The organism is Enterobacter cloacae complex sp. CARB60 (assembly GCF_036487345.1).
Lineage (GTDB): Bacteria > Pseudomonadota > Gammaproteobacteria > Enterobacterales > Enterobacteriaceae > Enterobacter > Enterobacter asburiae_D.
On the sequence record NZ_JAZKLC010000002.1, the window covers coordinates 2,048,848 to 2,063,001 of the forward strand.

The 14,154-nt window shown below is 54.6% G+C and carries 15 protein-coding genes; 9 read left to right on the forward strand and 6 right to left on the reverse strand.

What is annotated here, in order from left to right:
* Window positions 1-77 precede the first annotated feature (77 nt).
* The 6 genes from sapF to pspF form a co-directional block, all read right to left on the reverse strand.
* Complete coding sequence (sapF, locus tag V4835_RS10775) at window positions 78-884, reverse strand: putrescine export ABC transporter ATP-binding protein SapF (RefSeq protein WP_063145066.1); 807 nt, start codon at window positions 882-884, stop codon at window positions 78-80.
* Between the two features lies 1 nt (window position 885).
* Window positions 886-1,878, reverse strand: coding sequence for a putrescine export ABC transporter ATP-binding protein SapD (sapD, locus tag V4835_RS10780; protein ID WP_008501228.1), 993 nt, complete (start codon window positions 1,876-1,878; stop codon window positions 886-888).
* Window positions 1,878-2,768, reverse strand: coding sequence for a putrescine export ABC transporter permease SapC (gene sapC, locus V4835_RS10785; RefSeq protein ID WP_063145067.1), 891 nt, complete (start codon window positions 2,766-2,768; stop codon window positions 1,878-1,880). Before sapC ends, sapD begins: the two co-directional genes overlap by 1 nt.
* Window positions 2,755-3,720: a putrescine export ABC transporter permease SapB gene (sapB, locus tag V4835_RS10790; protein WP_063145068.1), complete on the reverse strand. Its 966-nt coding sequence runs from the start codon at window positions 3,718-3,720 to the stop codon at window positions 2,755-2,757. The genes sapC and sapB overlap by 14 nt, the downstream gene beginning before the upstream one ends.
* Window positions 3,717-5,357: an ABC transporter substrate-binding protein SapA gene (sapA, locus tag V4835_RS10795; protein WP_331412134.1), complete on the reverse strand. Its 1,641-nt coding sequence runs from the start codon at window positions 5,355-5,357 to the stop codon at window positions 3,717-3,719. The genes sapB and sapA overlap by 4 nt, the downstream gene beginning before the upstream one ends.
* An 88-nt stretch (window positions 5,358-5,445) precedes the next feature.
* Window positions 5,446-6,423, reverse strand: coding sequence for a phage shock protein operon transcriptional activator (gene pspF, locus V4835_RS10800; RefSeq protein WP_331412135.1), 978 nt, complete (start codon window positions 6,421-6,423; stop codon window positions 5,446-5,448).
* A 166-nt stretch (window positions 6,424-6,589) separates the two neighbouring features.
* Here pspF and pspA point away from each other — a divergent pair, with 166 nt between their 5' ends.
* The 9 genes from pspA (at window position 6,590) to V4835_RS10845 (ending at window position 14,144) form a co-directional block, all read left to right on the forward strand.
* Entirely contained in the window at window positions 6,590-7,258 is a 669-nt protein-coding gene (pspA, locus tag V4835_RS10805; protein ID WP_063145071.1) for a phage shock protein PspA, read from the forward strand.
* A gap of 49 nt (window positions 7,259-7,307) precedes the next feature.
* The gene (gene pspB, locus V4835_RS10810; RefSeq protein WP_023312045.1) at window positions 7,308-7,532 is read left to right on the forward strand and encodes an envelope stress response membrane protein PspB; all 225 of its coding nucleotides are present in this window, start codon (window positions 7,308-7,310) and stop codon (window positions 7,530-7,532) included.
* The gene (gene pspC / locus V4835_RS10815; protein WP_023617934.1) at window positions 7,532-7,891 is read left to right on the forward strand and encodes an envelope stress response membrane protein PspC; all 360 of its coding nucleotides are present in this window, start codon (window positions 7,532-7,534) and stop codon (window positions 7,889-7,891) included. The genes pspB and pspC overlap by 1 nt, the downstream gene beginning before the upstream one ends.
* A 12-nt stretch (window positions 7,892-7,903) precedes the next feature.
* On the forward strand, window positions 7,904-8,128 hold the full coding sequence (pspD, locus tag V4835_RS10820; protein ID WP_023312043.1) for a phage shock protein PspD: 225 nt from the start codon (window positions 7,904-7,906) through the stop codon (window positions 8,126-8,128).
* 197 nt (window positions 8,129-8,325) lie between these two features.
* A complete protein-coding gene (locus V4835_RS10825) occupies window positions 8,326-10,023 on the forward strand; it encodes a sugar phosphorylase (RefSeq protein ID WP_331412136.1) in 1,698 nt (565 codons plus the stop codon).
* 14 nt (window positions 10,024-10,037) lie between these two features.
* Window positions 10,038-11,330: an ABC transporter substrate-binding protein gene (locus V4835_RS10830; RefSeq protein ID WP_331412137.1), complete on the forward strand. Its 1,293-nt coding sequence runs from the start codon at window positions 10,038-10,040 to the stop codon at window positions 11,328-11,330.
* A 22-nt stretch (window positions 11,331-11,352) separates the two neighbouring features.
* Window positions 11,353-12,234: a carbohydrate ABC transporter permease gene (locus V4835_RS10835; protein WP_063145076.1), complete on the forward strand. Its 882-nt coding sequence runs from the start codon at window positions 11,353-11,355 to the stop codon at window positions 12,232-12,234.
* Window positions 12,221-13,063 (forward strand): carbohydrate ABC transporter permease, encoded by an 843-nt coding sequence (locus V4835_RS10840; protein WP_023335920.1) that lies wholly within the window; start codon window positions 12,221-12,223, stop codon window positions 13,061-13,063. Before V4835_RS10835 ends, V4835_RS10840 begins: the two co-directional genes overlap by 14 nt.
* A 28-nt stretch (window positions 13,064-13,091) precedes the next feature.
* On the forward strand, window positions 13,092-14,144 hold the full coding sequence (locus V4835_RS10845; RefSeq protein ID WP_331412138.1) for a zinc-dependent alcohol dehydrogenase: 1,053 nt from the start codon (window positions 13,092-13,094) through the stop codon (window positions 14,142-14,144).
* Window positions 14,145-14,154 lie beyond the last annotated feature (10 nt).

Genomic DNA, 14,154 nt, shown 5'->3' on the forward strand with positions numbered 1-14,154 from the left:
GAGTGGAGATGAGAAAGTTAAAGGATTAAACAGCGTGTAAAAGCTATTTAATCCTTATTGAACAGTGCAACGCTTGTTTAACGGTCTTTACGCCACGCATCGGCGGTCAGTGCTTCACCGAAATGACCCGCTATCAGTCGTTTTGTCAGCTCATGAAGCGGGGAGGCCATCACATCCGCCGTGCTGCCGCGCTCGACAACTTCTCCCTGGTGCATGACCATCACCTGATCGCTGATGTGCTTCATCATTCCCAGATGTTGGGTGACGTAGATATACGAGATCCCCTGTTTTTCCTGCAATTCCAGCATCAGGTTAATCAGCTGCGAGCGCATCGACATATCCAGCGAGGCAAGCGCTTCATCCGCAATGATCACTTTTGGCCGCAAAATCAATGCGCGCGCCAGACCCAGACGCTGTTTCTGGCCGGGGGCCAGCATATGCGGGTAGTAGCTTTCGTGATCCGGTAACAGCCCAACCATACGCAGGGTTTCAAATACGCGCTTACGGCGCGCCTCGGGCTCCAGGTCGGTGTTCAGACGCAGCGGAAAATCGAGGATCTGCGAAATGCGCTGGCGCGGATTAAGCGAGGTGGACGGATCCTGGAAGATCATGCGGATGCGCTGGCTGCGGAAAGAGTAATCGCCGAACGTCAGAGGATGATCGTCAATTAACACTTCGCCTGCAGTCGGTTCAACCATGCCGGCGAGCATTTTCGCCAGGGTGGATTTCCCGGAACCGTTCTCGCCGATGATCGCCAGGGTCTGTTTTTCACGCAGCGTAAAGCTCAGCGGTTTCACCGCCTCGACAGTTTGACGATGAAACAGCCCCGTACGGTAGCGAAAGGTCTTACTCAGGTTGCGAACTTCCAGTAAGGTTTCGACCATTTCACTCTCTCTCCATGTTCAGCGGGAAATGACAGGCGTAAAGATGATTTTTGGCCCCGGTCAGGCGTGGCGTCTCGATACATTTACGCTGAGCATAGGGGCACCGCGGCCCCAGACGACAGCCTATCGGCAAGGATTCCAGCAGCGGAATCGCCCCCGGCAGGGTATTCAGGCGGCTTTTATGCGGCATGGCGCTGCCAAAATCCGGAATGGCGCGGATAAGCGCCTGCGTGTACGGATGATGCGGCGCGGTGATCAGATCTTCACTCGGCGCAGTTTCGACCGTTTGCCCGCAGTACATCACGTCAATTTTATCCGCCCATTTGCTGAGCATTTGCAGGTCATGGCTGATCAGCAAAATGGTGGTGTTGTTATTCTGGTTGAGACGCGACAGCAGGCGGAAAATTTGCGCCTGCGTGGTGGGTTCCATCGCGTTGGTGGGCTCATCCGCAATCAGCAAACGCGGCTGATTTGCCAGCGCGATGGCAATCATCACTTTCTGGCATTCGCCGTCGGTCAGCTCATAAGGGAAGCTGCGCATCGCATCTTTGTGATCTTTGATCCCGACGCGGTGTAAAAGCTCGATGGCACGACGCTTACGCCAGCCAACGCGTTGCCACCAGCGGCCTTTATAGGTCCACCCGGGAATGTTCTGCATGAGCTGTTTACCCACGCGCTCTGACGGGTCGAGACAGGACTGCGGCTCCTGGAAAATCATCGAGACGTTATGCCCGACCAGCTTGCGCCGTTCGCGGGGGGAGAGGCGCAGCAGATCGATATCATCAAAACGCATACGGTCTGCAGTCACGCGCCAGTTGTCTTTCGCCACGCCGCAGATAGCCTTGGCTATCAGGCTTTTGCCTGAGCCGGATTCACCTACCAGCCCGCGAATTTCACCCTCCGCGAGGGTAATACTGATGCGATCGACGGCTTTAACCCAGCCTTCACCGGTTTTGAATTCGATGGTGAGGTTGCGAATATCAAGAAGCGGCATTATTGCACCCCCGCGTTGATTGCACGGCGAATACCGTCGCCCAGCAGGTTGACGAGCAGCACGCTCACCATAATGGCCGCACCCGGCAGCATGACCGTCCACGGAGCCACGTAGATGAGTTCCAGCGCGTCGCCGAGCATCGCGCCCCATTCTGGCGACGGCAGCTGCGCGCCGAGGTCGAGGAAGCCGAGCGCCGCGATGTCCAGGATCGCCATCGACAGGGCGCGGGTGATCTCAGTGACCAGCCCGGCGGCGATGTTTGGCAGCACGGCAAACCACAGAATGTTGAAGGTCGTCGCGCCGTCCAGACGCGCTGCGACGACGTACTCTTTTTCCAGCTCATCATGCACCATGCTGTAAACCGAGCGCACGATGCGGGGCAGGATAGCCAGCCAGACGGCGAACATGGCATGTGACAGATGCGGACCGGCAAAGGCAACAACAATGATCGCCAGCAGCAGAGACGGAATCGACAGCAGCGTATCCAGAATGTGGTTAAGCACCGCCGAACGCAGGCCATGCGTAGATCCCGCAAAAATACCGAGCGCCAGCCCACAGATCGTTGCCGCGAGCGTCACCACAAATGCGCCGCCCACCGTCGGGGCTGCACCGCTCAGCAGGCGGCTCAACACGTCACGTCCGAGGTCGTCCGTTCCCAGGAAGAAAGAGACTTCGCCGTAGCGCGACCAGGACGGCGGCAGCAGCTGATAGCCAAGGAACTGCTGGTCGATACCATACGGCGCAAACCACGAGCCAAAGACGCAAAGCAACGCCAGGCCGGCACAGCCGTAAAGGCCGATCATTGCCGTGGTATCACCATAGAATTTACGCCACACGGTGCGCAGCACACCGGGCGTGCGCTTTTCACTGTATACGCTATCGTAAGGCATACCATTCCTTATGCTTCAATGGGTTGGCCATGGCACCCAGAATATCGGACAACACGTTAACAATAATGACCAGCGAACCAATCACCATCACACCCGCAGAAATAGCGGCGTAGTCCTGCTGGCGGATGGCGTTAATCAGCCATCGCCCCAGGCCTGGCCAGCTAAAGACCATCTCGGTGATCATTGCCAGCGTCAGCATGGTGGAAAACTGTAATCCCAGACGCGGAATAACCGGCGGCAGCGCGTTGTGCAGGACGTTGCGGCGCAGTATGGTCAGGCGTGACAACCCGCGCGTGGCGGCAGCTTTGACGTAGTTCTGGTCAAATACCTCAATAGTGCTCAGGCGCATCAGACGGATTACTTCGGTTGTCGGCGCAACCGCCAGCGTTAGCACCGGCAATACCATATGGCGCAGGGCGCTGACGATCATCTCATGGCGCCACATCGAGTCGGAAAGCCACGCGTCGATGATGGCAAAACCCGTCACCGTTTTAACCGTATAGAGCAGGTCAAAACGACCCGAAACCGGCAGCCAGCCCATCGTCAGCGAGAAGAAAAGTGTCAGCAGCAGCGCCAGCCAGAATACCGGGATTGAGAAGCCGAGCAGGGCGAGGGCGCTGATAAACTTATCCTGCCATTTATTGCGATAGATCCCGGCCAGCATGCCCACAGGAATGCCAACCATCAGGGCAAAACCGAAGGCCAGAATGCACAGCTCCATCGTGGCCGGGAACACCTCTTTCAGCTGCTCGGAAATGAGCTGCCCGTTAATGCTGGACACGCCGAAATCCCAGTGCAGCAGCCCGTTAAACCAGAAGAGCCAGGCATCCCATAGCGACGACCCCTGGAGCGGGGCGTGGGGCGTGAAATAGCTCAGGCTGAAGCCGACAAAGTTCAGGAAAAAGAGCGTCACCAGCAGCAAAAGGAGCCGACGTAAGGTAAAAATAATCATGGTTTTTTCACCTCTTGTTCTTTTTCACGCGACACGCCGGCGAACGAGGCGTTGCCAAACGGACTCAGCACCAGACCTTTGATATCATAACGATAGGCCTGAAGACGCAGGGAAGAGGCTAGCGGCAGCACCGGCAGTTCCTGGGCAAGGATCTTCTGCGCTTCATCATAGGCGTCAATACGCGAGGCCAGCTGCTGGGAAGCCAGCGCTTTTTGCAGCACGGCGTCAAACTCCCGGTTACACCAGTGGGCGTAGTTGGTCTGCGAGTTTATCGCCGCACAGCTCAGCAGCGGCCGGAAGAAGCTGTCCGGATCGTTACTGTCGGTCGCCCAGCCGGTCAGGGTTAAATCATGATTCATGTCCATCAGGCGCGCCTCCTGGAAACGGCCTTCAACCGGTACGATGATCACTTTGACGCCCACCTGCGCCATATCCGCCTGCAGCAGTTCGGCGGTCTTGAGCGGGCTCGGGTTCCACGCCTGGGAACTGGTTGGCACCCAAAGCTGCAGCGTGAGGTTTTCCGCCCCCAGCGCTTTAAGCTGTTCACGCGCTTTTGCCGGATTGTATTCCGTAATTTTAGCTTCACCGTCATAGGCCCACGAGGCGCGCGGTAAAATTGAGGCGGCTGTCTCCGCCGTGCCGTAGTAGATCGACTGCATCAAACGCTGGTTGTTAATCGCCAGCGCCAGAGCGTGGCGCACGGCAGGGTTATTCAACGGCGGCTTATCCGTGTTAAAGGCCAGATAAGCGATATTCATGCCGGGGCGTAACGTCAGGCGCAGGCGCGGATCGTCGCGCAAAATGGTGAGCTGGCTGGCCGCGGGCCAGGCGAGCACGTCGCATTCCCCGGTGAGCAGTTTCGACAGACGTCCTGTTCCGCCAGAGCCGAGATCGACAACCACCTGCGGCATCAGCGGGGTGCCGCGCCAGAAATGCTCATGGCGCTGCAGACGAATATATTGCCCGGCGCGGTATTCGCCCAGCTGGAAGGGACCGGTGCCGACCGGCTGACGATCGATTAACTCCTGACGATCCTTTTTCGTCAGGTTTGCCGCGTATTCAGCGGACATGACTGATGCATAGTGGGTCGCCAGGTGCCAGAGGAAGGAGGCATCCGGGCGCGTCAGCGTAAATTCGACCGTCCGGTTATCCAGCTTACGCACGCTTTTGACGGTGTCGGCAAACTGCAGGCTGTCGAAATAGGGGAAGTTGCTGCCGTTAACGTTATGCCACGGATGGTTGCGGTTAAAGATACGCTGGAAGGTGAAGACCACGTCATCTGCGTTCAGCTTGCGCGTGGGGGTAAACCACGGTGTACGCTGAAATGCGACGTCATTGCGCAGGTGAAAACGGTAGGTTGCGCCGTTATCCAGCACTTCCCAGCTTTCCGCAAGCTCAGGCACCAGACGGTAGGTGTATGGGTCAACATCAAGCAGACGGTCGTAAAGCTGCGCGGCCAGGGTATCCACGATCAGGCCGCTGCCCGCTTTTTGCGGGTTGAAGGTATCCACCTGGCCGCTTACGCAATAGACGAAGCCGCTGTCGCGAATGTCAGGCTGCGGAGTTAGCCCGGGCGCGGCAAAGGCCAGGCTGCTAAACAGACCGAGTGCAAAAAAGGACGATAAAACCAGACGCATAATTTTTAAGGTTTTTAGGTTCGATCTGCAAAGTGTATCGCACTTACGCCTGCTTCGTAAAAATGTCTGCGGGTAAGTGCTGATATTGTCAGCGCATTTGATGCTTTTTGAGCAATGCCCTTAACTGATGGTAGGTCAGCCCCAGCAGTTCAGCCGCCCGTTTCTGGTTATATTTCGCCGCCTTCAGGCTTTGTTCCAGCAGCTGTTTCTCCTGGTCGTTCTGAAACTGGCGTAAATCAAGGGGGAGAGAGGGGACATCGCCTGAGGACGGCGGTGCGGACAGCGGCGATGCACCGCGCTGAAAAGGATCGATAATGATGTTGTCCAGCTCCGTCTCGCTGCTGCCGTGACGATAGACGGAACGTTCCACGACGTTTTTCAGTTCACGGATATTTCCCGGCCAGTGGTAAGCAAGCAGCGTCTCCTGCGCATAATCGCTGAAGCCGGGGAACAGCGGCAGCCCGAGCTCGCGGCACATCTGAATCGCAAACTGGTCTGCCAGCAGCATGATGTCGCTTTTGCGCTCGCGCAGCGGAGGAAGCTGAACGACGTCAAAGGCCAGGCGGTCAAGCAGGTCGGCACGGAATTTCTCCTCCGCCACCATCTCCGGCAGGTTGGCGTTCGTGGCGCACACCAGGCGCACGTTAACCTGCAGCGGCTGGCTACCGCCGACGCGTTCCAGCTCGCCGTACTCAATCACGCGCAGCAGTTTTTCCTGCACCAGCATGGGGGCGGTGGCCAGTTCATCAAGAAACAGCGTACCGCCGTCGGCGCGCTCAAAGCGTCCGGGATGGCGTTTCTGGGCACCGGTAAACGCACCCGCTTCATGGCCGAAGAGCTCGGTGTCGAGCAGGTTTTCATTCAGCGCCGCGCAGTTAAGGGAAATGAAGGGGCCATCCCAGCGCCCGGATAAATAATGCAGACGGTTGGCTATCAGCTCCTTCCCCGTTCCGCGTTCACCGACGATCAGCACCGGTTTATCGAGCGGCGCCAGGCGAGAGACCTGTTCCAGCACTTCCAGAAAACTGTTTGCTTCACCGAGTAAATTGTCTTTGTATCCAGGCATGATGAAATTAACCACTCCTTAGCGATATTCACCAGGTAAGAGTAGTGCTTTACTGCATGAAAATCAATCAGTCTCAGTTAAATCAATAAGATAAAAAGTTGGCATGATGTTTGTATTATCTGTACAGCAGGGCATAGCCCGATAACAGAACTATGAGGATTAGATTATGGGTATTTTTTCTCGTTTTGCCGACATCGTGAACGCCAACATCAACTCACTGCTTGAGAAAGCGGAAGATCCGCAGAAGCTGGTACGTCTGATGATTCAGGAAATGGAAGACACGCTGGTGGAAGTGCGTTCTACCTCCGCCCGCGCGCTGGCGGAGAAAAAACAGCTTTCGCGTCGCATTGAACAAGCTACCGCTCAGCTGAACGAGTGGCAGGAAAAAGCGGAACTTGCGCTGCGCAAAGACAAAGAGGATCTGGCCCGTGCGGCGCTGATCGAAAAACAGAAGCTGGCCGATATGGTCGCGACGCTCGAGCATGAAGTGACGCTGGTGGATGACACGCTCACCCGCATGAAGAAAGAGATTGGTGAGCTTGAAAACAAACTGAGCGAAACCCGCGCGCGTCAGCAGGCGCTGACCCTGCGTCACCAGGCGGCTAGCTCCTCCCGCGACGTGCGTCGTCAGCTGGACAGCGGTAAGCTTGATGAAGCGATGGCGCGTTTTGAATCGTTTGAACGTCGCATTGACCATATGGAAGCCGAAGCCGAAAGCCACGGCATCGGTAAGCAGAAGTCGCTGGATCAACAGTTTGCCGATCTTAAGGCCGATGATGAAATCAGCGAACAGCTGGCGGCACTGAAAGCCAAAATGAAGCAAGACAACCAATAATAATTCCTGCGGCACCTGAGCGTGCCGCATCGTAAGACAAGGAGTACACATGAGCGCGCTTTTTCTGGCCATTCCCCTGACAATTTTCGTGCTGTTCGTTTTGCCGATTTGGCTATGGCTGCACTACAGCAACCGTTCTTCACGGGGCGAACTTTCCCAGAGTGAACAACAGCGTCTGGTACAGCTCTCCGATGAGGCGAACAAAATGCGCGAACGCATTCAGGCGCTGGAAGCCATCCTGGATGCCGAACATCCAAACTGGAGGGACCGTTAATGTCTGGACTGAATCTGAATAAAAAGTTGTGGCGTATTCCACAGCAGGGCATGGTGCGCGGCGTTTGTGCCGGGCTGGCTCATTATCTTGATGTCCCGGTTAAACTGGTACGCGTGGTCACGGTGCTATCGATCTTCTTTGGTCTGGCATTTATTACCCTGGTGGCTTATATCGTCCTGTCGTTTGTTCTTGACCCGATGCCGGAAGGAGAACTGGCTGCGGAAGGTGCCCCCACCAGCAGCGATCTTCTCAATGCGGTTGATGAGCAACTCGCCGCCGGTGAGAAGCGGCTACGGGAAATGGAACGCTATGTCACGTCGGATACCTTTACGCTGAGAAGTCGTTTTCGTCAGCTTTAAGAGAGAGATGAGATGAAACAACACTGGCAACAGGCCGGTCAGAAGGTAAAACCCGGCCTGAAAATCGCAGGCAAACTGGTCCTGCTGACCGCATTACGGTTCGGCCCGGCAGGTGTGGCGGGTTGGGCGATAAAATCCGTTGCCCGCAAGCCGGTCAGAATGGTGCTGGCCGTGGCGCTCGAACCGCTGTTGCAAAAGGTGGCAAAACGGCTTTCTCGCCGCTACTTATCCCAATAAGTCCCGCTGGCGTTAGCCCTTTCCCTTCCGGGAGAGGGACTGGCGACGGTTAACCGCATTTTCTCTTTTCCCCGTGCTTTTTTTGCGGCAGCTCACACTATTGCGCTGAGCTGCTTTGCAAACACCTTTTTCTCCTCCCTGGTCCGTTGACAGATATTTTCCATGGGAGTAGATTGCCACTTCGTGGGACCGCTACCATGGAAAGTGAAATGAATACAAAAATTAAAGAATTGATTAATCTTGTTTACGGGGAAACATTTTCTGAAGCCCATCTTAATGTGCTGCTGGAAAATATCGGAAAGGCCGCTTCTGTTATTACAGAAAAACGTAAGATGGCCTGGGATGAAAAAGATGTTGTTCTGATTACCTATGCCGATCAGTTTTCATCGAAAGGGGAGAAGGCGCTACCAGTTTTTACACGTTTTTATAACAAATGGCTTTCTCATTCTTTTTCTCATGTCCATCTCTTACCTTTTTATCCGTGGTCTTCGGACGACGGGTTTTCAGTTATTGATTATCATGAGGTTGCGCCTGAAACAGGTACGTGGCGAGATGTCGCTGAATTAAAACAGTCAACCAGCTTAATGTTTGATTTCGTCTGCAACCACATGTCAGCTAAAAGCAAATGGTTCGCTAATTACCTGAAGCAAACGCCAGGATATGACGATTTCTTTATTTCTGTCGATCCTGAAACAGACTTATCCGCAGTGACGCGTCCGCGCGCCTTACCGCTTCTTACGCCTTTCACGCTGCATGATGGCAGCGTACGACACCTGTGGACCACCTTCAGCGAGGACCAGGTTGATCTCAATTTCGCCTCTCCGCAGGTGCTGATCGCGATGGTCGACGTGCTGCTGCATTACCTGATTGAAGGGGCGCGATACATTCGGCTGGATGCTGTGGGATTCATGTGGAAAATACCCGGAACAAACTGCATCCACCTTGAGCAAACCCACCAGCTCATCCAGCTTTTCCGCGCCATTACCGAGGCTGTCGCCCCGGGGACGGTGATTATCACCGAGACGAACGTTCCGCATAAAGATAACGTTGCTTACTTCGGTGACGGTGAAAATGAAGCGCAGATGGTTTATCAGTTCTCATTGCCCCCGCTGGTGCTGCATGCCGTGCATTGTCAAGACGTCCGAACGCTGAGCCAGTGGGCAGCGTCGCTGACGCTGCCTTCCACGAAAACCACCTGGTTTAACTTCCTGGCCTCGCATGACGGGATTGGTCTGAATCCGTTACGCGGCATTTTACCTGAGTCGGAAATCCTCTCACTGGTGGAGAAACTTCAGGCTGAAGGGGCGTTGGTTAACTGGAAAAATAACCCGGATGGTACACGCAGCCCTTATGAAATTAACGTGACCTATCTGGATGCATTAAGTACGCGTGACAGCCTTGATAGCCATCGGATTGCCCGGTTTATTCTGGCGCATGCCGTCCTCTTAAGCTTCCCCGGGGTGCCTGCGGTTTATATCCAGAGTATTCTCGGCTCGCGTAATGATTATGCAGGTGTTGAACGCCTGGGATACAACCGCGCAATAAATCGTGAGAAATACGCTGCAGGACAAATTGATAGCGTGCTTGAAGATAAAAATAGCCTTCGTTATCAGGTCTATTGTGCGTTAAGTCAGCTAATCTCGCTGCGTCGGGCGGAAAAAGCATTCCATCCTGACAGTGAGGCTTATTTTAGCGCGTGTGGTGAACATATTTTAAAAATCGTTCGTATTGCGGATTGTGGCGAGAGAATAACGGCGTTGTTTAATTTCAGCGATGGTATTAAAACGGTGGAGTCCGATATTCAGTCCGGGGCGGAGTTGATTACCGGAGAAAATATTACAGATAAAACGCTGACCCTACATCCATGGCAGGTGTTGTGGATTAAAGAAAACTAAAAAGGACCTTAAAAATGAAAATGCCCAGAATTGTGCTGATATCAGCACTGGTTTCGTGCGCCTTATTATCAGGCTGCAAGGATGACAAAAAGTCTGCTGTCACCATTGAGTTTATGCACTCATCGGTCGAGCAGGAGCGTCAGGCGGTTATCACGAAGCTGATCGAAAAATTCGAGAAAGAGAACCCTGGCATCACGGTGAAACAGGTGCCGGTAGAAGAGGATGCCTACAACACCAAGGTCATTACGCTCGCCAGAACGGGCGCGCTGCCTGAGGTGATAGAAGTCAGCCATGACTACGCGAAAGTCATGGACAAAGAGCAACTGCTGGATCGCAAGGCTATCGGTGAAGCCATTAAAGCAGTAGGCGAAAACACCTTCTATGACGGCATTTTGCGTGTTGTTCGTACGGAAGACGGTTCTGCCTGGACAGGGGTGCCAGTCAGTGCCTGGCTATCTGGCGTCTGGTATCACAAAGATGTGCTTGCTGCGGTGGGTATCCAGGAGCCGCATAACTGGGAACAGCTGCTGAAAGCCACCCAGAGCCTTAACAACCCGGCCAAAAAACGTTACGGCATTGCGCTGCCTACCGCGGAAAGCGTGATGACAGAGCAGGCATTCTCCCAGTTTGCGCTTTCCGGCGGCGCGAACGTTTTTGATGCCAATGGGGACGTCAACATTGAAACCCCTGAAATGGCAAAAGCCCTGGCGTTTTATAAAGCCCTTGCCGCGACCACTATGCCGGGTTCAAACGACGTCATGGAGATCAAAGATGCCTTCATGAACGGTTCCGCGCCGATGGCGGTTTATTCCACCTACATCCTGCCGGCGGTATTCCAGGATGGAAATCCTGCCAACCTGGGCTTCGTCGTCCCAACAGAAACATCTTCTGCTGTTTACGGCATGGTCACGTCGCTGACGATTACCACCGGTCAAACCGAAGAAGAAACTCAGGCGGCTGAAAAGTTTGTCACATGGATGGAGCAGGCTCAAAACGCAACCGACTGGGTCATGATGTCGCCTGGCGCGGCACTGCCGGTGAACAAGCTGGTGGTGGGCACCGATACCTGGAAAAACAACGATGTGATTAAAGCGTTTGGGCAACTGCCTTACGAACTGATTGCGCAGTTCCCGAACGTGCAGGTCTTTGGCGCCGTGGGCGACAAAAACTTCACTCGAATGGGCGATGTAACCGGGTCCGGCATTATCAGTTCCATGGTGCATAACGTCACGGTGGGAAAACACGATCTCAGCAACACGCTTAGTGACAGCCAGAAGCGGCTGACTGATCTGATTTCACAACGATAGGAGCGCTCTGCGGAAGGAAATTATGAAGACGTTGTTTTCTGGTCGTTCAGATATGCCTTTCGCCATGCTGCTGTTGGCCCCCAGCCTGATTTTGCTGGGGGGCCTGGTGGCCTGGCCAATGATTTCCAATATTGAAATCAGTTTTTTACGACTACCGCTTAACCCGCGTATTGATGCGGTGTTCGTCGGGCTCGATAACTACATCCGCATTCTCGGGGATGCTGCGTTCTGGCACTCGCTGTGGATGACGTTCTGGTACACCGCGCTGGTGGTGATCGGCAGCACGGGGTTGGGGCTGGCTGTTGCGGTCTTCTTTAACCGTGAGTTTCGTCTGCGGAAAACGGCACGTTCACTGGTGATTTTGTCCTACGTCACCCCGTCCATTTCGCTGGTGTTTGCATGGAAATACATGTTCAACAACGGCTACGGCATTGTGAACTATCTGGGCGTTGACCTGCTGCATCTGTATGACCAGGCGCCCCTGTGGTTCGACAATCCTGGCAGCAGTTTTGTACTGGTGGTGCTGTTCGCCATCTGGCGTTACTTCCCGTACGCGTTCATTTCGTTCCTGGCGATTTTGCAGACCATTGATAAGTCGCTGTATGAAGCGGCTGAAATGGACGGCGCGAATGCCTGGCAGCGTTTTCGAATCGTCACGCTGCCCGCGATTATGCCGGTGCTGGCAACGGTGGTGACGCTCCGCACTATCTGGATGTTCTACATGTTTGCGGATGTCTACCTGTTGACTACCAAGGTCGATATTTTGGGCGTCTACCTCTACAAAACGGCATTCGCTTTCAATGATTTGGGTAAGGCTGCGGCGATTTCCGTCGTGCTGTTCGTGATCATCTTCGCGGTGATTCTGCTGACCAGAAAAAGGGTAAACCTCAATGGCAACAAATAAACGCGTACTGAGCCGTATTGGTTTTTATCTTGGGCTGGCGGTGTTTCTGGTCATCACGCTGTTTCCGTTCTTCGTGATGCTAATGACGTCGTTTAAGAGTGCGAAAGAGGCGATATCGCTTAACCCGACCATATTGCCGCAGGCGTGGACGCTGCAGCATTACGTGGACATCTTTAACCCGCTGATTTTCCCGTTTGTGGACTATTTCAAAAACAGCATGGTGGTGTCGTTGACCTCTTCGGTGATTGCCGTGTTTCTCGGCACGCTGGGGGCTTACGCTTTATCCAAACTGCGTTTTAAGGGCCGCACGACGATTAATGCGAGTTTTTACACCGTCTACATGTTCTCCGGGATATTGCTGGTGGTGCCGCTGTTCAAAATCATCACGGCCCTTGGGATCTACGACACCGAGCTGGCGCTGATTATCACCATGGTGACCCAAACGTTACCGACAGCGGTGTTCATGCTGCGCAGCTATTTCGACACCATCCCGGACGAAATCGAAGAAGCCGCGATGATGGACGGCCTGAACCGCCTGCAAATCATCTTCCGCATCACCGTACCGCTGGCGATTTCCGGGCTCGTATCGGTGTTTGTCTACTGCTTCATGGTGGCGTGGAACGACTATCTGTTTGCGTCCATTTTCCTGTCCAGCGCCAGCAATTTCACCTTGCCGGTCGGGCTGAACACGCTCTTTAGCACGCCAGATTATATCTGGGGTCGCATGATGGCGGCATCGCTGGTGACGGCGCTTCCGGTGGTCATCATGTACGCCCTGTCTGAACGTTTTATTAAAAGTGGTTTGACCGCCGGTGGCGTGAAGGGCTGAGGCGGCCAATTTTAACAAGGAGTCAGTCATGAAAAAATTAGTTGCGACAGCGCCTCGTGTGGCGGCGCTGGTGGAGTATGAAGATCGTCCGGTTGCGGTTCATGAAGTGAAAATTCGGGCCCGCTTTGGCGCGCCGAAACACGGTACCGAAGTGGTGGATTTCCGCGCGGCAAGCCCGTTTATTGATGAAGAGTTCAACGCAGAGTGGCAGATGTTCACGCCGCGTGAAGAGGGTGCCGCGCGCGGTATCGAATTCGGTAAGTTCCAGCTGGGCAACATGATTGTTGGCGACATTATCGAATGCGGCGCAGACGTGACGGAATACCAGACAGGCGATCGCGTCTGCTGCTACGGTCCGTTGCAGGAGACGGTCATCGTTAACGCGGTTAATAACTACAAGCTGCGCAAAATGCCGCAGGGTGCGTCCTGGAAAAACGCCGTTTGCTACGATCCAGCGCAGTTCGCCATGAGCGGCGTCCGTGATGCCAACGTCCGCGTGGGCGACTTTGTGGTCGTAGTCGGTCTGGGGGCCATCGGGCAAATTGCGATTCAGCTGGCGAAAAAAGCCGGGGCGTCCGTCGTTATCGGCGTCGATCCTATCGAACACCGCTGCGAGATCGCGCGCCGTCACGGTGCGGATCACTGCCTGAACCCAATCGGTACCGATGTGGGGCTGGAAATTAAGAAGCTGACCGGTAAGCAGGGTGCGGATGTGATCATCGAAACCAGCGGATTTGCGGATGCACTGCAATCCGCGCTGCGCGGACTGGCCTACGGCGGCACCATCTCCTATGTCGCCTTCGCAAAACCGTTCGCGGAAGGCTTTAACCTCGGCCGCGAAGCACATTTCAACAACGCGAAGATTGTCTTCTCCCGCGCCTGCAGCGAACCCAACCCGGACTATCCGCGCTGGAGCCGCAAGCGTATCGAAGAGACCTGCTGGGAACTGCTGATGAACGGCTATCTGAATTGTGACGATCTGATCGACCCGGTCGTGACCTTCACCACCAGCCCGGAAAGCTATATGAAGTATGTCGATCAGCACCCGGAACTCAGTATCAAAATGGGCGTCACTTTTTAAGCTAAGGAGA